We start from the raw sequence: 24,052 nt of genomic DNA on the forward strand, positions 1-24,052 counted from the left end.
TAATGAAACTGTTGAAGGTGAAGATTGGACTCCGAACGGTGTAACAGCCGGTGAAAGTGCATTCGTAACTTATATAAACGGACATTCAAGAGTTCGTGGTAATAACCAAATTGACGACAAGAACGGTGGTCAACTTGGTATAGATACAGTAAATGATGCAGACGGAAACGCATATTATCCTGACGTAAAAGATAATGCAGTTGTATTATTGCACGCAGGTGACAGTGATCCGGATCACCATTATGAACCGTTCAACGGTGCAAAATCTATTGCGGCGGCAGCAAACGGTGCGAATGGCGTTATCTTCGATAGTATAGGTAAAATCTATGCTTGGGGTGATAACACAAGAGGTCAGATTGGTGACGGTACACAGGATAATCGTGAATATCCGGCGGCTGTACTTATAGACGGCGGCGGAGCTTATATTGATTTTGCAGAGGCAACATTGACACGAAATGATATATCAGACATACCAATTCATATGTTCTATGATACTATTATGCGTGATAATGGTACTCTTGAAACAGCAGTAAGACAAAACGATGTAATCCAGATTGATCTTGACAATGTAGTAGGCGTTATAGGCTTTACACTATTCGGTGAGTCTGCTTATAAACCGACAGGATTGACATTCGAGTCACTAAATACTGAAGTGGCAGAGTTTGAGGCTAATCCAAACGGCGGAAATAACACAACAGGTAAATTGTATATTAAGCAAAAGACTGGCGTAACATATCTTGTTGCAAAGGATTCAAGAGGCAATACAGGTACAATTAAACTTAATGTTATTCCGGCAGGTAATGACAGAAGTAACGTTATGCCGATGATTGCAGTAGGTGAAAACCACACTATTGCACTTCGTTCAGACGGAACAGTTTGGTCGTGGGGTAATAACTCATACGGTCAATCAGGTAACGGTAGCAAGTCTTCATATACTACAATTCCTGTACAGGTACTGAAACGTGAAAATGCTACAGCAAGTCCGAGTGCATTGACAAATGTAATCAAGATAGCAACAGGCGGAAATCACAGCTTGGCTCTTACAAGTGATGGTCATGTATATGCATGGGGTACAGGTGTTAAGGGTGCTCTTGGCAACGGTTCACAAACTGAATTCAATGTACAGAAGTACGCAGTAAGAGTTTATGGAACGACAAGATCTTATTATCTTGGTGACAGTGCCGAAGGTACAGTTACTGAATCGATTTACGGCTCAAGAATTATTGATATTGCGGCTGCAGGTACAGGCTCTGATTCAAAAGAGGGTACAAAGCAGTATTCATATGCAATCGATGCAGACGGCAATATCTTTGGTTGGGGTTATAACTATAAGGGAGTTGTTTCACCGCAGGATACATATAATGCGAAGATGACTCTTCCGAGAAATATCACAACCAGAAATACAATTCTTAAGAGTGCAAGAAAGCTTATCCCTGATAAACTCGGAGATACAATGCACGTCTTAAAGGCTGACGGTCAGATTATTACATGGGGTGATAATTCAAACGGCATTTACGGTATAGGCGAAAATATTTCGACATCACCAAGCCGTGCATCACTTCCTGAAAAAGCAATAGCTGCATTTGGCGGTACAAATAATATTATGGCTATACTTATGGACGGCGGTGTAGCTATGTGGGGTGACCTAAGACAAGGTCAACTTGGATATGGCAGCGACAGTCCTGAGTATTTGACAGTAGAAAAGACACCGGTAAGAGCATACAACTTTGAATGGGCTCAAAGAGGTGCATTCCCACTTAGCGGTGATATATCTGAGTATGTTCAGGTAATCTATGCAAACGGTGGTCATAACGATGATGGTTCTTACAGCAGTGAAAACTTGTGGTCAGCAGGTATGTATGGAGCTATGCTTGGACGTGGCACAGAACATGATAACGAAATTCTTCCGGTAGGCAGAGTTCTTGCAGGAAAGACAGACGTTAGCGGATACGTTAAAAATGTAATTCTTGTATCAAACGGCAGAACAAACAGTGATATATCTGTAATTACAACAGATAACGGTGCTGTATGGGCATATGGTATTAATGAAAACGGAATAATCGGTGACGGAACAACGGTTGACAGATATGAACCGGCTCGTGTCGGAACTGCATACTTCTTGTTTGATAAATATACATATTCACTAAGAGTTGATGACGTAGAAGAACCAAAACGTCCTACAATATCTTCATTCAACTTGTTGAGCGGTGCAGAAGGTACTTCAACAGAAGAAGTTGAATTGAAGTGGCAGACATGGGACGGTAGCAGTGACATTGTTGAAGTAGATTCTTCAACAGGTAAGCTTACAGGTAAGAAGGAAGGAACAACATATGTAATCGTATCACTTGCCGATGATTCATTGACAGTTGGTACATTTAAGGTAGAAGTTCGTCCGAAAGATTCAAGAATCGGCGGATCGGATACTGACAGCTATGTGGATAGCGTTGCTTATCCACAGGTTGTATCTGGTACAAATACAACGTACGCACTAAAACCAAACGGAACTGTTTGGGCATGGGGCGGTAACGAGTATGGTCAGCTTGGTAGCGGACAAATCTTCGGTACAGCAATTTACCCTCAACAGGTAAGCATAAAAGATGAAAACGGCGATAACGTAAGAATAGTTAAGATTGCAGCCGCAGGCGACAGTGCTCTTGCTATAGATACAACAGGTCATGTATGGGCATGGGGCAGAAACGATAGCGGTCAGCTTGGTATAGACAGTACATCAGTTAAGGTAAGTACACCTGAACGTGTTAAGATTGGTGAACAACCGTCTTATGGTGATGACGCATTGTCACAAGCCGGCTATATATCAAACATTGTCGATATAGCAATCGGCGGACTTACAAATGACGCAATGTTTGCATTGTTTGTAGAGGACGGCGGCGTTGTATACGGCAGTGGTAATAATGCTTATAATCAAATAAGTATGGAAAGCGGTGTCAATAACTATCAAGCACCGATAAGAGTAACTGATTCAGTTGCACAAGTTGCAATCGGAAACAGTGCAACATCTCATATGCTTAAATTTGACGGTTCTGTATATTCACAAGGTAAGGGTACAAGATATGAGTACGGTACAGGTGAAAACACAGATAACGTTGACTTCAGAGCCGGAACTGCTGAAATGGAAAATCGTGTAATGGCGATTGCAGCCGGCAGCGAAAATGTAATGGCAATTACATATGCTCTTGCACAAGACATAACTGTTGATACAGATGTAACAGGTAGTGTTTGGGTATGGGGTGCAAATAAGAACGGTGAATTCGGCGAAATGAAACTTGACGTTACTAAACCGACAAAGCTTGCAGAAATTTCAAATGCAGTGCTTATCGGCGGTGGCGAAAGCTTGTATATCGTGGATTCAAACGGAACACCTATTATGGGCGGACTTGCTTCAAGCGGTCAGCTTGGTGTAGGCGGATTGTCAAGTGACGTTTATACTCTATCGGGTAAATCCAATGTTGTAAGAACAGACGGACAAATTGCATCAAATGTACTTAGTATGACATCATCTGTTGGCGGCGTACATTCAGCTTATGCTGACAGTGACGGTTATGTATGGGCATTCGGTAAGAATGACAAGGGTCAGATTGCAAATCAAGATGTAACATCAGACTTTACAACAGCATCAATGGTTGGCTCTGACTTGATTATAACTCTTGATTCAAACGAAATACTTGTTAAGAAGAATCAAGAATCAAAACGTATAGGTATGACAGCACATCAAGGCTTTAATCTATATGAAGATGAACAGCCTGTAAATGTCAGCACAACATACAGAGTCCTTGACAGTGACATAGCATCAGTAGATGGATATGGTCAGGTAAGTGCAGAAAGCACAGGAAAGACATATGTAGAAATCTCTGCAAGAGGCGATGATAATGCCGAAAAGAGAATGTATGTACATATTATATCTCTTCCTGACGATACAGAAGTTAAGGCAGAAAATGCAGATGAAGAATATATTGCTTATCCGCAGATTTCAGCCGGAGATAACTTTATCCTTGCACTTCGTGCAAACGGTGATTTGTACGCGTGGGGCGATAATACTTATGGTCAACTTGGTCTTGGATTAGGTCGTGTCGGCAGTATCGATATGAAACCACAGAAACTTAATGTAACAAAGACTGTAACTGAAATAACAACAGGTGCAGACGGCGAAGACGTTGTTACATCAAGAGAAGTTCCTGTTAAGTTCACAAAGATTGCCGCAGGTCCTGACTTCGCAATGGCTATAGACGTTGACGGTAACTTGTATACATGGGGCAGAAACAATAACGGTCAGATTGGTAACGGTACAGATACTTCTGACTTTATAGACGAAAAGAATCCATCAGAGGTATCAAACAAGGAAACACTTGTTCCATCACCTCAAATGGTTGCATACTTCACTGATTATAATGTAGTAATGCAAGACATAAGTGCCGGCGGAAGCGTAGGCAACAGTTATGCAATGGCATTATCATCAAACGGTGACGTATTTGCATGGGGTTCAAATAAGTTTAAGCAAGTAGAAAATTCTGATAACGAAATCGTTTCAACACCTGTTTATGTTCCTGTATCAAGAATGACATCAATAGCTGCAGGTAAAGGAGATGAATTTACAACAAGCTATGGTGTTCAGGAACTTGGTAAAGTTCTTGCATGGGGTAGTAACGAAAACTCAGAAATGGGCGAAGGTGTGATAGACAGCGTTACAGGACAGGCAATAGTAAGCGGTGGCGGACTTGAAAATATCCGTGTGCTTGAAGTTGCAGCCGGTAACGGTAACGCAGCTGCCCTTACAGAAAATACAACAAATAACTCATACGAATATTATGTATGGGGTAATAATGACAATTATCAGACAGGTATCACTACAAATACTCTACCTATAAGCACTCCTGTAAAGAATACTGATATGAGCCAAACTATTGATATAACAAGCGGCAACGCATCAATGATGGTACAGAAGGGTACAGGTACAGTAAATGTAATCGGTGACAATACAAACGGTAAACTTGCAGTCGGAAACAATAATAGTGTAAATGAAATTGTTGCGGCTAAGATTACAGACGGCACAGACTTTACCGGCGTATTGGCGGCTGCAGTAAGCAGTAACGGCGGTATGTCAGCATTCATTATGCAGGACGGTTCAATCAGAACAGTAGGTAATAATGAACGTGGACAATTAGGTGATGCAATTCTTGATAATGAATTATATCCTGTTGAAGTATATTCGGGAATTATCAATGTAGACGGCGTGGACAGCAATAATGCTGTACTTGCAAATGCCGGAGCGGCTCCTGGTCGAGTATATCTTACAATGAATCAGTTTAATGTATTCGACAAGCGTGTTACAAATACAAACTTCAAAGCAACATCAACAAATCCTGACGTTGCGGAGATAGATAATGACGGTAACATTACTTATAAGTCAGTCGGTTCTGCAAGAATGGTTGTATACGAAGAAAATTCAGGAAAATACTCATTGTTCGATGTAAATGTACTTCCTAATGTTACTGATGTAACAACATCAGTTCAACCAATGGTTGTGACAGGAAATCAATTTACTCTTGCTCTTGCAAGTAACGGTCATGTATATACATGGGGCGATAACTCAAGAGGACAAGCAGGATTTAATACAACTAAAAAGACAATTAACGAACCTACAGAAGTTCTTGTAAACGGTAAACCTATGAAAAACATAGTTTCTGTTGCGGCAGGTGATAACTTCTCACTTGCAGTTGACAAAGACGGAAACGTATGGTCATGGGGTAGAAATGACGCCGGTGTAGGACAGCTTGGTAGAAAGCTATCATCGGGAACAAGCGTATATTCACCGAGAAAGGTATATGACGTTGCACCGACTCCTTCAAACGGAGCAATGGGAAGTACATATCTTGGCGGTGAAAATACAGGTAAGGTAGTTAAAGTCTTTGCATCCGGTTCAACAGCGGCGGCAATCACAGAAGAAGGCACTGTATATGTATGGGGTAGCAACAGATACGGTCAACTTGGTATCGGACATGATGCTATAACAGAAAGTTCAGCAAGCTCAAATAAGAATATACCGTATAGAATGTATGGTATTGACGATGCTGTTGATGTAGTAATCGGTGAAAAGAATATTGCGATTATAAATCGTGACGGTACAGTTTATATTACAGGTAGCAACGAAACAGGTGTTCTTGGAAACGGCGAAGTTTGGAGTACAGGCAGTGCAAATAACGGATACAACAGAACAATACCTCTTCCTGTACTTGATACAGATATGAAAGCACTTACAGGCGTTGTGAATGGAGCATTAGGCCCTGAACATGCAATATTGAACTTGTATCAATACAAGAAATCTGCTGATGCAGAAGGCAACGATACATCAGACTTTGCAAACGAAGTATATGCTTATGGTAATAATAAGAACGGTGTTCTTGGAAACGGTGTAGCATATACAAACGGTACATTCTCTGATGAAAACGGAATGACTGTAACAGAAGATGCTCTTGGTAACGAAGTTAAGAAAACAGTTGTATTCCCAACTGATAAGAGCATTGCAAGAGTTCAGGCTTGGAAGTCTGAAACATATGTTGACGAATCAGGCAACTTGCTAACAAGAGATGTAGCTGAGCCTATGAGTGGCGTATACAGCGTATTCGCCGGTGACCACTTCAGTGGTGCTGTTACAAATAGCAGTAACGTTTATATGTGGGGTACAAATGTATACGGTGGAATTGAAACAGGTGTACTTGGAAATAAGACTAAGAATGCTAATCAATATAAGGCAAGACTTGTTTATAAGGATGATACATCAAGTGATAGACTTGATACAATCGTTCAAGTTTCATCAATCATAAACGGTGAACACATTGCGTCAATCTCTCGTGACGGTGTTGTATATACATGGGGTTATAACAATAGATTCCAACTTGGCGATAAGAGTCAGGAAACTTCTGTTGTTCCGGTGGTTGCAGGTAATGCCAAGATGTCTATTATGCCTCCTACAGCAACGTTGGCAGTTGACGGTAAAACAACAATTACGATTACAGGCGCAGATATGTTCTCAGTTTATACAGATCTTGCTTCAAGTGTAGGTACATTTGAATGGAAGGTATTGGATGACTCGATTGCAAAGGTTACTGTTGACAGTCAGCAGCCTAAGACTGCAAACATAACAGGCGTTACAGAAGGTGAAACAAGAGTAGTTGCAACTAATACAATTACTCAACAAACTGTATTCAGCCGTATTATCGTAACTGAAGATATAACGTATGCACAGATTCAGCTTGGTAAAGACTTCACAGTTGCCCTTAAGAAAGATGGTACATTGTGGGCATGGGGTAATAATGAAAACGGCATGACAGGTACAGGAAGTAAGCAAAGTATGCTTACAATTCCGGTACAGATCGATTCATATTACGCAAGTGTTAACGATGCGGCACAAGAAATTGCAACACCTATGGAAAATATTCTAAGCGTTGCGGTTGGTGAAAACCATGCTATAATTATCGGTCAAAGCGGTAAAGTATATGCTTGGGGTGACAATACATACGGTCAGTTAGGTGTTAACCCTATACTTATAAAGAATACAAACAGACCTATCCTTGTAGAACTTGATGAAAACTTTGCATCACAGATTATAGACGTTTCTGCCGGTGCATATCATACTGTAGCCGTAACGGCAACAGGTGAAGTTTATACATGGGGTAGAAATAATAAGGGTCAGCTTGGCAGAAAGACAGTGACTGAAGATAACGATCCTACAAATTTTGTTCCTGAAAAGATGAAGGGCGTCGGTGAAAGTAATCTAAGCGGTGTTGTAATGTCAGCGGCAAGTAAAGAAGCAACAGCTGTCCTTATTGCAAACGGTACAGTTTACACAGTCGGCGGAAACAGCCACGGTGAACTTGGTACAGGTATAAGTAAGAGTGTTGAATACAATACTCAGCTTGAAAAAGTAACGACAATCAGAAAAGAAGATGAAGCATCTGAAAATCAGGAAGAATTAAACAATGTTACAAGAATCGTAGGTAAGGGTTATAACTTCGTTGCAATTTCAACGAAGTACCATTACACAGGTAACACAAATCCTGACGGAACTCCGGAATATGTATATGACAGAAACAGAAGAGTTTATACATGGGGTGACGCATCATCTTCACAACTTGGTACAGGAAGCTTTATGCCATATGCAGATCCAAGCATTAATCCTGGTGTTATCTTGGGTCAAACGTCGACATATTATTCAAATGTACCGGTAGAAGTTACAATGAATCCTGATGACAGTCAGTTTAACGTAGCTGATGAAGACACAGGTGAACCAAGTATTTACCTACATAATATAGCTAATGTATCAATCGGCTATTATGAAACAGAAGACGGTCAGAGTAAGACTCATATCATGGCTATTGACAGAAAGCATAATGCTTTTGCATGGGGTAGCAATGAATACGGTGAACTTGGAGTCGGCGGTATAACTAATCTAAATGCAGCATATCTTGTTCCAAACTTGTATTATGAAGAAGACGGAACAACTCCTGCAAACAGAGCAATAATCGGTGTCGGTTCTGGCGGTATGCACTCAGCCGCATTCCTTGATGACGGATTGGTTTATACATGGGGTCAGAACGACAGCGGTCAGCTTGGTAATTTCACAAGAGATGCAAGTGAATACCCTGGCATTGTTGATGAAGAATACATCGCTCTTGGAAATTACGATATAGTTCTTGATGATGAACAAGATGCAAACGGCGACTTTGTAAATACAATTACAGTTCCTGCGGCATATATGCGTTCATTCAGTTTGGGCAGACAGATTGACTTTGAAAAGACAAAGAAACTTGTATTCGAGTCATTCAATGATAATATAGCATCTGCTCAAAAGGTTGACGGAGATCTTTCTGATTATGACATCAGCTATACAAAGATTACACCGGCTCATTACGGTGAAACAAAGATTATAGTTAGATACATTGACGAAGATAATCCGGAAAATAATAAGTCGGCAGTAGCTAATGTTACTGTGCTTGGTCACGCTGATGACTACAGAACTGCACCTCATATGGGTAGCGGCGATGAATTCACAGTTGCATTGAAAGCTGACGGTACAGTATGGACATGGGGTAAGAATACAGAAGGTCAGCTTGGACAAGGCGGACGTACTTCTGATAGAAATATCATTCCTACACAAGTAACATTCAGCGGTCTTGCATCAAATGCGTATATAACAAAGATTGCAGTAGGAAAAGCTCATGTAGTCGCACTTGATTCAGACGGAAACATATGGACATGGGGTGACAATACATACGGACAACTTGGTGTAGACAAGACAACAACATATTCGACAAAGCCTGTTAAGGCAGGTGTATTTGACGGCATAAATTATCTAAAGAATATCGAAATCGCAGATATATTTGCCGGTGAATACAGTAGCTTTATCGTAACAGAAGGAACATCAAATATTACAATAGCTAAGAAGAATGATGGTTCAAGAGTTACAGTACCTTTGGGAATTAACAGAAATACATTTGCATTCGGTAATGCGGCAATAGATATTGACACCGGAGAATATACCGGTGACGGCTATGGTGCAAAACCGACACAAATGAGTATTGTTAAAAAGGTAAGTAAGATAAGCGGCGGATATGTATTAAAGACAAGCGGTACTGTTTGGGAACTACCTACAGACCCTACAAGTCCTGAATTTAAGATATTCAAGGGTGAAAACAATTCTGTAAATAACATTGTTGATATTTCATCTAAGTCAGCTGATGATCATACACTTGCACTTAATGCAGAAGGTTATGTACTTGCATGGGGTGCCGGTTCATACGGACAACTTGGTAACGGTCAATCTGACAACGGTAATATGAATAATCCTGAATTTGTTTACCTTGACAGTGATAAGACTCAACTACTTGAAAATGTTATAAGCGTATCAGCCGGTGATAAACACAGCGTTGCACTTGCAATCGAAAAGAACGATGCAAGCGATAATAAGGGCGTTGTTTATACATGGGGTAGCAATGAGTTTGGTCAGATCGGCAGAACAGATGTCGGCGGTAAAGTATCACTACCTGTTAAGACTGTTTATACAGATGATGCAGACGATTTCTCAATAATTGCAATAGATGCCGGATACGGTGCTACATCAACACTTCAGTCAACAGGATATATGTGGACATACGGTCTAAACAATAATGGACAACTTGGTAACCTTGATGTTGATAATTCATCAGTACCGGTACTTGTAGGTAAGGGTGAAATTAATGTAACTCCTTCTGAACTTACTATCAGAAAGGGTGATACAGTTGAAATCAATCCATTGCTAACAATCAGTGCAACAGACGCATTTAACTTGTTAGGTCTAACAGGTACGGGCTCAACAAATGTAACATACACATCATTGAATAAGGATATACTTACAGTATCAGAATCAGCACCTCAAACAATGACAGGTGTTAAAGCCGGTAAGGCTAACCTAAAGGTTACAAGTGGCGGAGTTTCGGCTTACGTTGTTGTAACAGTTTCAGGTGGCAGTGAAGATGATAAGTATACACCGATGGTTGCAGCCGGTGAAGGATTCACAGTTGTTCTAAAAGCGAACGGCAGTGTATGGACATGGGGTGACAACTCATCAGATCAACTTGGCAGAAGTACAGCAGATACAATCGGTATGGTATCTATTGCCGAAGACGTAATGTACATTGCAGCCGGTAAGAATTCAGCTTATGCGGTAACATATAAGAAGAATGCAGACGGCAGTGAAGAAAGCAAGCTTTACGCATGGGGCGATAATACATTCGGTCAGCTTGGCGGCGGAACAACAGCGGCTAAGTTAGTAACTCCTGTTGCCATAACAGGTCCTAACGGAAAAGTTATGACAAATGTCAAGAGTGTATCAGTAACAGATAACAGTGTTCTTGTTCTTACAAATGACGGATTTGTATATGGATTCGGTGAGATGTTCGTATACAACTCAAGAAAGATTGCTCAAATTCCAAACCTTACAGGCGTTGCACAAATCAGCGGAATGTACGCTCGTACAACTGGCGGTATGGTATGGAGGATTGATGAATCAGGAAGTCCGCAGAAGGTTTCAATAAAGAAGAATAACAGTGATGTATCGGCTGTTAAGATAGTGGCAGGTAGAGATCATTTGCTTATTCTTGATGAAGACAGCAGAGTTTGGACATATGGCGATAATACATACGGTCAAATCGGTAACAGTGAAAATGCGGAAAGCAATGCGGTACAAGTTAAGATAAGTGAAAACGAATACTTAGTAGATGTATCGGATATTGCGGCAGGTCAATATTCTTCATACGCAGTTAAGACAGAAACATTAGCCGATAAGACAAGCAAATCAACAGTATACGGTTGGGGCGACAACAGTTCAGGACAGCTTGGCAAAGACCCGGCAACAAATGAACGTATGTCAGTTGCAACAATCATAGATTCAGCTCCTTCAAACATTGATGTAATTTCAGCCGGATATAATCAAGTATACTTGATTGATTCAGATGGTAGAGTTTGGGGCGAAGGTGAAAATGATCTTGGTCAGCTTGCAAACGGCGAAACACAAAACAGCAGTAAGTTTGTTATCTGCGGTGACAGTCAGATTGAAATTAATAAGGTAGACGAAGACGGTAACATTATCTCTTCAGGCTACGGTACAATCTATGTCAAGAAGGGTGAAATGGCAGACTTACAGGCATCATTTGAGGCATTCAACGTTTATACCGCTAAAGTAGGTGCAAATACTGATTATAACTTCAAATATGATGTTCAAAATAACGGAATGGTAGTCGATGACGCTGTTCTGTCAGTTCCTGAAAACGGAAAGAGTATTGAGGCACTTAAAGAAGGAATTGCATATGTCAAAGTAACAGAAAGCGAAAGCTTGAATAAGACATCATTTGCTAAGATTGTAGTTCTTCCGCAAGATGCTGATTATGACTTCCAACCAAAAGTACAGGCAGGAACAAACCATACAATAACTGTACGTTACGACGGCAGTGTATGGGGATTCGGTGTTAACACACACGGACAACTTGGTACAGGCAACACAGATACAAGTGATAAACCGGTAGCGGCATTTACAACATCAAAGATTTACGTTGATGCTGACGCAGGATATGATCATACACTTCTTCTTGATAAGAATGGCGTTGTATGGGCAGCTGGTAATAATGACCGCGGTCAGCTTGGTATAACAACTGCTGACGGTGAATCACATATCTTCACAAGAGTAAATGTTGACCTTGGAGTAGGAGAAAAATTTGTTTCAATAGCCGCAGGCAACGGATTCAGTATGGCTCTTACAAATAAGGGTAACGTATATGCTTGGGGTGATAATACACACGGACAACTTGGTCTTGGTGATGAAACAGAAGTTGCAACACCGAAGAAACTTGCGATTGCTAATGTAAGACAAATTTCAGTAGGCGAAGATCATACACTATTCTTGCAGATGAACGGAACAGTTTATGCTACAGGTAATTATAAACATAATAAACTTGGTATTTACAACTTGTCAGGAGATTTGAGAATTCCTACAAAGGTTCCTTCATTCCTTGGTGCATCAGTAGTAGCTGTATCAGCAGGAACTAACCATAGCTTGGCATTGTACTATACTACAAATGCCGCATCATTCGGTGATAACAGTTATGGACAACTTGGTAACGGAAACTTGTTGGAAACAACGGCGATTCAAACAGTTGAAGCAAGCGGAATATTTGATATATCGGCCGGATATAATCATTCTATGGTAACAAATCAAACAGGTACGCTTTATGTATTTGGTGATAACTCATTAGGACAACTTGGTCTTGGTGGTATGAACGATGGTACAATTCAATATATAAGCAAGCCTACAGCAAACGAAATGTTCCTAAGCAATGTTTATGCAATGAGCATATCGGCTGGTAATAAGTTCAGTACATTTGCCGACAGAAACGGTGTTGTATATGGTTTCGGTGATTATACACAAGGCAATGGTACAGAATTTGGATTGGATACAATCGAAACACGCAGTGATACTCCTGTTATGATAGGTGAATCAAGACTTGTTGCCGGAGACAACGAAGTAACAGTTGTTTCAGACGGCGATGAAGTTAAACTTAATGTTCCTGATGTATCTAAGTTTAATCTATTGTTAGATTATAACGATTCAGTTGATACAACAGCTGTAAGCATTAATGGTGATATTGCCGATGCAAGAATTGATGAAAACGGAGATGTTTATGTTTCAGGTAAGTCTGTTACGGGTCTTACACAGATAGTTGTAACAAGAACAATCAAGAATTCAAACGGCACAAGTGCCGGAAGTGAAAAGCTTGTATACTTTGTAACAAATATCGAGCAAGGAACAGACGAAAATCCATCAATCGTAGCACCTATGACTGCATCAGGCAGAGCACATACAATAGTGCTTAAGCAGGATGGCAGCGTATGGGCATTCGGTAGCAACACATACGGACAGCTTGGTATCGGAACGGTAGATAACGTAATTCAAAATGTTCCTCAGAGATTAACATTCTTTGATGATCTAAGAAAAGTTGAAGAAAGCTCAGACGGTACGCTTATAAGCACAGGTGAAAACGTTGTTAAGGTTTATGCCGGTGAGTATCATTCAGTAGCTTTGACAGATAAGGGCAATGTATACACATGGGGTCTAAATAACAGAGGACAACTTGGACTTGGTTATGATCCTTCAGTTCGTGATATGGTTATGTCACCTGAACGTGTATCATTGACAGATTCAAACGGTAAAACAGTTGAGTTAACCGATATAGTTAAGGTATCGGTCGGAACATATCATACAGTAGCACTTTCAAGAAGTGGTATAGTATATGCTTGGGGATGGAATGACTATGGTCAGATTGGTAATGACTCTAACTCGTCACAGTCATACTCATCAACTCCTGTAATCGTTAAGAGCCTTAATAAGGTTGTTGACATCAGCCGTGGTTCAGGCGGTCAAACAGTTTATGCAATTCGTTACGACGGTAGCGTATGGGCATGGGGCAGCAACGACAGCGGTCAGATTGATGTTAACAGTATAAATACAAAGATCTACAGAGAACCGACAGAAGTTAAACTTAAAGTCGGTAACACTGATTACAGTAATGATGTAGTTCGTATTTATACAGGTCTTAATCATTCAGCGGCATTACTAAATGACGGTAATGTTATTACATGGGGTGAAAACAACCAAAAGCAACTTGGACGAGAGGCAGAATCTATTGAAGGAACAACAATTGCAGCTCCTGGACTTGTAGATAAATCAAATCTTACAGGCAGTGACTACATTGTTAGCCTTGAAGTAGGTGCAACTCATAATGTTGCTATCCTTGGCGATCAGAATATCGCAGTATGGGGCGACGGTGCAGACGGTAGACTTGGTCTTGGCGATCCTAAGACAGGTAACGGTACGGCAGATGTAGAAAAACCTACATATGTAACGGTTGAAAACGCATCAGCAGGTACAAGAGAAAATCTACAGGCATTGGCAGTATCTACAGGCGGTGCATTCACAATCGTTTCAAGAAGTATGGTTGATACAAGCGATCCTAAGAACGGTATGGTTTACGGCTTTGGTATCAATGATATTGGTCAGTTGGCTCTTGGTAGACCGAGCGACGTGACTAACTCAATCATTTACGAACCGGCAATTATTGCAGGTGATGTGGCAGAAATTAAGCCAAGTGCCGCAACAATGAGCGTAAATGACGTTAGAAAGGTAACTATCAAGTTACCAAGATTCTATGTAACAACTCCGGAAAATACTAACGGAGGAGATTACACAGCAAAAGTTGTAAATATCGGAGATACAACAGGTGATATAATCACATATGATAAGACAACTCAAAATGTTACAGGTGTTAGTATCGGTACGGCAATGCTTATTGTTACTGATAATGAAACGCCGACAGAACTTGATGCAACATTCACAGTAATTGCAGAACAAGACGACAGAGTTGGCTATTTGTACTACGATATTGAAAATCCTGAAAAAGAAGATGAAATCATCAGTACAGCCGGTGAAGTTCAGGATACAGATTGGTTCCTTGACAAAGGATTCTTGACGTATGGTACAGACTATACTATAGAAACAGCCACAGACGAAACAGGTAAAGAATATAATGCAGTAGTTCTAAAGGGCGGAATAACTCAGCTATACAGTGTAGTTACTCCTATATCTAAGACGGGTGAAGGCAGCCTAAGAATTCGTTCAAGAGTAATGTCAGATTCTTTGACACTTCGTGACGCTGACGGAAACGCAGTTGATTGCACAGTCGAAAAGAAATTGGATGAAAACGGTGAATATTATTATCAAGTTGATAATGTTAAGGCTGAAGATGTTACATTGTATTACCTTGACTTTACAAATGACGATAAGGTAAGAACAACAAAACTTGCTATTATCGGTCAGTCAAGCGATGCAACAATCCATCATATTTCTGTAACACCTGTTTATAACAAGGATACACTAAACGGCAAAGCAGATCATACATATTATGATGGTGCTACTCATATTCCGGCAGCCGTACTAAAAGAAGACGGAACGGTTGATTATTACTACTATATCGCTCCTGATACAGACAGTGATAATAATCCACTTGTCGGAGCGACTGTTTACATTGACGGTCAGAAAGCGTCAATAGTATCAATAGCATCAATTCCTGTAAACTCAGATCATACTGAAAATGAATATCATGGTAAGTATTTTGACGCACAGAATATCGCTATCGGTACAGACAGTACATCAGAAGTTGCAACTAACGGTAACTTTACGGCAACTAAGCTTACAGTAACGGCACAAGACGGAACAACTAATGATTATATCCTATACATCTATAAGGAATCATACGCAACATCTATTGCGAAGATTACTGTTTCAACAGACAGCAAGACTTATACGGCAGTTAAGGCAGGAGAAAACAGATACCAGGTAATTGTTCCTGAAAATGTTACTCTTGCAGATATAACAACATATACTACACTTGACAGAACAAACATTGCCTACAGAAATAACAGCAGTGTTAACCCTGATAAGGAAGGATTAACAAGTCCGGCAGTATATGAAGACTTTGTCATCGGTACAAACACACTTGTTACAACAAATATTTCTACAACTGTAATAGGTGGTAACATCGGTTCAGGCGAATATATCCTTGATATTATCAAAGTTAAGGATGAGGACGATCCGTATGTTGCAGTTGACCATACAAGAATAATGCCGTCTAAGGATGGAACATGGTATATAGCATCTGTAGATGACGATGCAGAAAATGCAGTTATCACAGTATCTACAATACTTGAAGGCGGACAAGTCAAGATAGGTAATAACGGTAAGATTGAATCGACAATCAGTGAGGTTACATATGTTCTTGATGAGAAGAAGATGGACGCAAACGGATATGAAGACGTACCGTTTACAATCTTCCCTAAGAACGACAGCCCTCAAGAAAAGACAATACGTATTTACAAGAATTCTGCCGATCCGAGATTGAATAAGATCACGGTAACAGTTTATGACGATGCGAATGGAGTAATTGAAACTGTTGATGCTTACTATGATATTGTTCAACAACAATATGTAGCATTGATTGATAATTACGAAGATGACAGACCAATTCTTGTTGAGGCAAGAAGTTTGGCAGTCAAGACAGACGCAGACGGAAATACTGTAAATGCTAAGGCGGCAGTCGTTGAATACGGAGGCGATTTAAGCACTGCTCCATATCTTGACGTAGCGTCACTTAACAGTAATACAAACGGTGTCATCACAAACTACAGCGTAGGCGTAGAACCGATTGATACTAAGTATTCAAAAGAATCATATAAACTTGCGGTTATTAAGAATTCTTTGAATATTAACGCAAGTGCAAAGACTGATAAGATGAATGAATTCTTTGCAGCAACAGTCGATGCAGATGATTCAAGATTGCTTGAAACAAAGGTTATTTACAGTGAAACAGGCACAGATATTAAGGTTATCCTTGATCAGCCTTATGAACAGGTTGCGGTAGGTAAATTTGAAAACGGCGACTATAAGATGGGACAATATAAGTCAGTTACATCTAAGATTGCCGATGGTGAAAAACCATATATCGTATTCAGTAAACAGGCACTTGATCCTGAAGTTAATAAGGAAACTAACTATAAACTTATGGTTAAATCCGGATCTGTAACAAAGGATTACATTCTTACAATTCTTTATGTTAAGGATGATGTTACTGTTGAATACGTTAAGGACGTATCTACTCCTGAATCATCAAGATATACAATAGTAAAAGAAGAGAATAGCGATAAAGAATATCAATATTATCTTGCAATTAAGCAATCGGATTATGACAATGATAAGAGTATAGATCTTGAAATCAAGGCTACAAGCTCTAATGCTTATGTAACGATTGCATCTTCACCGGATGTATCGGATGAAGAAGTAAGTTATGTAGCAGGTAAGAGTGGTAAGTTTGAACAAGTTCTAAATCAGACAATCAGAGTTCAAGACTACATCACGTCAGATGATACTACTGCGGTTAAGTATCTAAGATTTAAAGTTACAGGTGAATCAGGATTCAGTCAGGTTTACAAACTTTACATCAAACTTCAATCGGCAGATACATCACTTGACGGCGGTATTGTCAAAGCCGGTGAACTACCTTCAGCTATTTCAGATGAGGCAGAGGCAATAGAAAAGTCTACTGTAAAGACAAATTACAATAAGACGACAAGTAACAATAACAATAGCGATGCATATGATACAGAGTTTGACGGATACTTCATCACAGTATCTGATACAGCTAAGAATGCTGCAATCAGAGTTGTGACAAAGGATGACCACGCATCGGTTGCAATAGGTAAATTCCTTGCTATCGAAGACTATGCTATTATGTCAGATAATTCTGCTAACGTAGAAGTTAAGAAGAATTACATCAGTAGTTTGAGTGATTCAGATTACTCAACACATGAAAAGAAGATTGAAGCATACGATTTGACAGACGGCAACAGATACAACTTGACTGCCGGAGTAAGTGCTGATTTACGAAAGGGAATATTTGTTCCTATAGTAATCAAAGCTGAAAACGGTAAGACAGATATAAGTTATCTAATGATTCGTGGAGATAAGTCTGACTTGACTCTAAAGAATTTGTATGTAAACATTCGTTATTCAGACGGAACATCAGAATGGACACTTGTAGACGGTCCTGATTCAATCACAGGTGAATATTCAGTTGGTATTCCGAATAATATGACATCCATAGACATTAAAGCAATAGCTAATCGTTCGGATATTATCTCACTATTGGTCGGTGAAAATACTGCCGATGAAGGTGAAGATGGCGAAGACACAGATACATCTGAAACACCGGATACACCGAGCGAACGTTCATGGATTGAAACATTGAAACTTGATCTTGATACATCAGTTTACCCACTTGTTTATAATGGTACTAATGTAGATAAAGATTCAGGTGAAAGAATTAAGATAGGTCAAGCTATTGACCCTGACAGTCAGACAACTGTTGTTAAGATTTATCTATATGCAGATAACGGTACAATGATTACCAACGAAGATGCACCGATAATTCTTAATATCAATAAGAAGTCTGAAGATGCTAATATCAGTAGTGTTACAATTAATCCTGATACAGTTTACGAAAACAGTGATTCAACAGAAAGATTAGATGAAAATCAAATACCTGGATTTACTGTATTCGCAAATGAGGATCTTGATAACCCTGAAAAAGAATCTTATACAGAGGCATTTACAGTTAAACTATCAAGCCCTAAGGCTAAACTTACTATTGACTCAAGCAAGGCTGAATATGAGCCAGACGCTGACGGAAACGTAAGCTTCTCGCTTAACCTTGTTGAGAGAGATGAAAATAACAGAAACATATTCCATGTTCCTGTAACAGTTACAGCCGAGGCAGGTAATACGAAGAAGTACATCTTGAATGTAGAACTTCATACACTTGACATTGGTATTGTAGACTTGAAGTACAACAATGCGTCGACAAGCTATGACAGTGAAAAGAGAAACTATTATGTATTTGAAGAAAAGAATACAAATAGCGGTTTGTTGTATATTATGTCAACAAACGGAACAACGCTTACGATTGATTCCGAATCAAATCATTATAGTACAGAATCAAATACAATAGGAAATGTATTCGATAATACTGTTACATTTGATCAAATGCTTAGCACAACATATACTAAGCAAGAATATAAGATTCTTGTTCATGCCGCATTCGGTACATTCGCCGACGGTAGCGTTAAGGAATACACTAAGGAATACACATTCACTTCTAACCTAAAGGATAACAATACAAACCTTGTATTGTACATCAACGGCAAGAAGGTTGAACATAACAACGGTGTATTTGAATCAAGTATCTCTTACACAGCTAAGGATTATGAATTAAAGGCAGAGGCTGAAAGCAACTATGCACTTGTAGGAATTAATTCAACACCTCCTACAAATGTAAAGACTGAAACAAAGACAATAGAAACTCCGGATCAAGAAATTGAAAACGTAAGAATCTATGTAACTGCACAAGACGGAACTCTTGCACCGTACGGTGAGGGTGACGGAGGTTACTACACATTAATTCTAACAAGAAAGAATGAAACTGCAGAACTTGATACAGTTACATCAAGCAATGTGGATGCAGAAGTTGAATATGATGAATCTACTAAAGAATACATCATTTACACAAGCAGTTCACAGGCACAGGCAACAGCAGTTCTTACTCCGGAATCAATCGGCGCTAAGGTTGGTTTGTTCAAGTATGACGGAACTCAGTGGGTTGCACAGACAAATTACACTGACGTTGATGCAAATATGAGCGTTGACTTGGGCAGCGACATTATGAAGAATGTAAATAACGGCGTATATCAAATTCGTGTTAAAGCTGAAAATGCCGAAAGCGATGAAGAATACAAAGCATACACACTTCGTATTTCAACAAAGAGCGGCAACACAGGAATTGAGCAGATTATAATTGAGGAGAATAAACCGGGTCATTATAACAGCGTTAAGCATGAGGCTGTATGGGATGGTAAGGTTCCTCCGAGAGATGCAACAATCAAGATTGTTCCGACAGATAAACATGCTACAATTACAAATGTTGTTCGTGTTAAGTCGGCAGACAGTGACGCAAGCATATTTGAACCGATTAAACAGCCGGTTGAAAACAATACAAACAGAGGTACAATAGAATTTGTACTAAAAGACGGTGTTAAGATTGCTCCTGACTACTATGAATACTATCGTATTACAGTTGCACCGCATAACGGTGGCGCAACACAAGATTATATCCTTCGTCTACAAGGTGTAGATGATGATGTAAGCTTGAAGATAGTAACAATAGACGGTCAAGAAGGTACATACATCGAAGAAAGCAGCCAATATAACTTTATGGTTGCAGAAAAATCTGTTAAACCATATGTTGAAACAAATTCAGAAAATACAAACATTGTAGCTATCAACGATCAGACGCTTAGCACACTTTCAAATGTTTGGGAAAATGAAGGTTATATGTATGATGTTGACCTTAATAATGAGGTTAACACAATCGAGGTAACAGTTAAGTCTAAACTTTATGAAAGCGATGAAAAGACTCCGAATGCAAAGAAGACATATGTCATTGCATTGTATACTGCATCTCATAATGCAGATTTGGGAGATATTATCGTTAATACAATTAAGGCTATACCTCGTCCGGAAAATCCGACAATCTATGATGCGTCAATTCCGACATACGATAAGGATAACCCATTGAGTTTCTGGAATCCTGCAACGATTGAAGTAAATGCTCTAAACGGTTATACAACAATCGAATTTAGAGGAACAGCTGATAAGGCAGACGGTAAACTTATTGTAGAACGTACACTTGAAACCGGAATTACTACTTATCAGATAGAAACAACATCATCGTCAGGCAGATACAAGCAAGTTTATACATTGAATATCACAAGAGATCGTGATATTCCTGATGTACAGAAAGTATATGTAAATGATACAGAAGTACAAAAGGGTCAAAATACATTTGTAGATATAAGCTTGTTTGCAATAGAAGATGATACATATGTTGCAACAGTAAACAGACATGACCCTGTAAATATTACAATTATGCCTAAGGGCGCAATGTCAACTGTAACACTTTGGGGTGACACAATCGAAACACCTGTATCAAAATACAGAGGCGGAGTATTTGAAAATGTCGCACAGAACGAAAGCGGTACTACAAACTTTGAATTCAGAGTTGACGCCGCAGACGGAAAGGCAAGCAAGACATACAAACTTCAAATCCTTTATGCAGGTGATGACGATACAGATCTTGAAAGCGTTTCATTCAAGGGCATTGAGGCAGGCAAGATTAGTCCTAACTCAGATGATTACTATACAGATGCCGATGGTACTCAAAAGCAGTACAAGGCTAAGTATATTGTAAACCTTGTAAATGAAAAAGAATATTACGGTGATATTGTAATCAAGGGTGTAAATGAATATCAAGGTATTACACTTTATGATGAGGACGGTTCAACTGTTATAGCAAACAGCACAAGCGGTATTTTGACAAGATTCTATACAATGAGAAAGAATGTAGTAAATCTACCGTTCACAGTAACCTCACATAATATTGATAATGAATTTGTAACAGAGCATTATATCTTGACTCTTACAAGAAGAATGCCTGAACTTGAAGAGGTAAGAGCCGACGATAATCTACTTATCTATAATAAGATACAGTACACATATCAGGCACTTCCGAATGCAAAGAAAGTTAAGGTTTATGTAAAGGCAAATGATAAGGATGCTAAGGTACAAATCGGAGATTTCGATTGGGCATTGTATGAGGATGAACAGGATTACGATATAAGCAAGGCAGGCGAAACAACATTCACTGTTCCGCTAAATATTTCGGTTTATCCGTATACTGAATACACAACAAGAAATCTTGTAATTACAAAGGGTGACTCTAAGTTAAAGCAAATCTCAGTATCTGTTAAGGATAATGATGAGGCTGTATCAAGACGTATTGCAGCTAATGATTACGGCGAATATGTAGCGGTAATCCCTGAAGAAAACACAAGCGAATATGTAACTGTTTCACTAAATGCACCATCAGACGGTTATGTACTTGAACTTTACAGACAAGGTACAAAACTTGTAACAGGTGTTGCAGATGAGGACACAGGTAGCTTTGAACGTAGAATCGACTTGTATAATGTCGAAAATCTAAACAACGCTCGTAATGAATTAACTATTTATGTGAGCGATGGTCAAGGCAACGAAGCATTATATCCATTGTGGTTGAATAAGGTTTCAAGCAATACGGCAGTTAAGACAGTTATTGCACAAAGAGGTACATCAGAAGAAAGCGTTGCTGAAAATAATACAGATACATCAAGCAACTGTGATTCACATGAAGTTGAAATTACAGACAGTGCACAAACAGTTAAGTTGTATATTGAGGCTGAAGACCCAACAGCAACTGTAAAGGTTGGTACGAAGTCAAGAGTAGGTTCAATAGAAATTAGCGTTCCTGTAAGTACGGGAAGATCAAGCTACGATGTAGACTTTGATATTATCTCAACAGCAACTGATGAAAACGGCATAGCCGTATCTCAAGCACATAAAGTTACTTTGGTACGCCAGAGTGATGTTGCAGAACTTGAGAGCGTAGTTGTAAACGATACAAATGTAGTAGCAAGCGGAACTTCTTATAATGCTCACAACTTAACAAGCGAAATAGCAAATGTTGTTTTGAAAGCTAAGAATAACGGCAGAATTGAAGTTATTGACAGACTTGAAAATGTTCTTGCATCGGATGATACAACATCAGACAGTGTATGGACAGATTCAGATATGCCGCTTGAAAACGGCGAAACAACTAAGTATGTTGTAAGAGTAACTTCACAGAGTGGCAGAAAGTCAGTTGACTATATGCTTGTTTTGGAAAGAGCCGATTATGTTGGCGGTCTTGAATTCTTAAAGACAAAGCTTGCAGATGAGGACGATTACACAACTCTTACAGCTGACAGTAAGGGTATCTACACACTTCAAATCGACCAAGATGATGAAACAATAGACATTTGGACAAAGGCACTTGCATCAAATGCCGAAGTTACAATGACATTGCCTACATTGATTGGCGGAAATGTGGACTACATGACTGTACCGACTTCAGGAATGAGCGAATTTAATACAGAAACAGATTGGAGCCGAGATGTATATCTAAGAAAAGACATTAAGGAATTCTATATCCCTGTATATGTAGCAGTTCCGAACAGTAAGTATTCATACAGATATACTCTAAAACTTGAAAGACAGAACCTAAATATAGGTGAAGTTAAAGTTTATGCAGAGGATATGGATAATGAACTTGCTGTTGCAACAACAGATAAAAACGGAAATGACGTTTATGAATTGATTGTCAGTGAAGATAAGACAAATGTTCACGTTAAGGTTACAGCAAGCGGCAATAACGCTATGGTAAGCGGTGATTACGCATCAGTAGGTGCGGCTCTACCAAATTCGGCTGTAAATAACAGTGTATTTGAAAAAGAAGAATGGGCTCTTAACGGAGAAGTGACAACATTCGAGTTCAAAATTCGTGCAGAAGATGCCGATGAAAATACATATAAGACAATTTATCTAAATGTATACAAGGCAAATGAAGATACAAATCTTGAAAAAGTAGAAGTTAGATATACTCGTAACAACGTTGAGGGAACAGTTCAGGCAGTTAAGGGAGAAAACGGCGAATATAACGCATGGATTTCTTCTGACAAGACAAGTGATGTACTTGTTGACTTGATTGCTCAGGCAGCCAATGCCGGAGCTATGGTACAGATAGACGGTAATACAGTTGCATCAAGACATACAGATGTTCTTGAAGATGTATCTGCACCGGTTACTGCTAAGAAGATTACTGTTGTATCATCAAACGGACAAGCTAAGGCTGAATATAAGGTTAATGTATATATCGCAAATCTTGAACTAAAGACAGTAGACGCATCGGGTAATTCATATTATCCAACAACC

The 24,052-nt window shown here is 39.4% G+C and carries 1 protein-coding gene (cut by both window edges); it reads left to right on the top strand.

Every position in this 24,052-nt window falls within one protein-coding gene, locus LKE05_RS04115, for an RCC1 domain-containing protein (RefSeq protein WP_308456014.1), read on the top strand. The gene is 88,113 nt long; 49,241 of those nucleotides lie to the left of the window and 14,820 to its right, leaving coding positions 49,242-73,293 in view, spanning codon 16,414 (partial) through codon 24,431 (complete); the first complete codon in view begins at position 2. Both the start codon and the stop codon lie outside the window.

The sequence above is a fragment of the Hominilimicola fabiformis genome (genome assembly GCF_020687385.1).
GTDB lineage: Bacteria > Bacillota > Clostridia > UBA1381 > UBA1381 > Hominilimicola > Hominilimicola fabiformis.